Annotated in this window: 1 protein-coding gene; it reads right to left on the bottom strand. The window is 46.6% G+C overall.

From position 1 onward, the window contains the following. A partial coding sequence (locus tag SB756_RS35925; protein WP_410914021.1) for a hypothetical protein occupies positions 1 to 112 on the bottom strand: 112 nt, incomplete at its 3' end. Positions 113 to 232 lie beyond the last annotated feature (120 nt).

Genomic DNA, 232 nt, shown 5'->3' on the forward strand with positions numbered 1-232 from the left:
TGGGTTTGAAGTCCGCGGAAGCTTTAACAATTTCAACGGCCTGTTTAATTTCGTCCGCAGTTAGCGCATTAAGTGGGTGAGGGCGCTTTTCTACCTGAAAGGTTTGATCCAGCCCGGACTGGAAAACTGATCTTACCCAGCAATAGTGGACACGCGGCTAAGTGAGTAAACTCTCAGTCAGAGGTGACTCACATGACAAAAACAGTATCAACCAGTAAAAAACCCCGTAAAC

Origin of the sequence: Pseudomonas sp. SIMBA_068, from assembly GCF_046534705.1 — a bacterium.
Lineage (GTDB): Bacteria > Pseudomonadota > Gammaproteobacteria > Pseudomonadales > Pseudomonadaceae > Aquipseudomonas > Aquipseudomonas putida.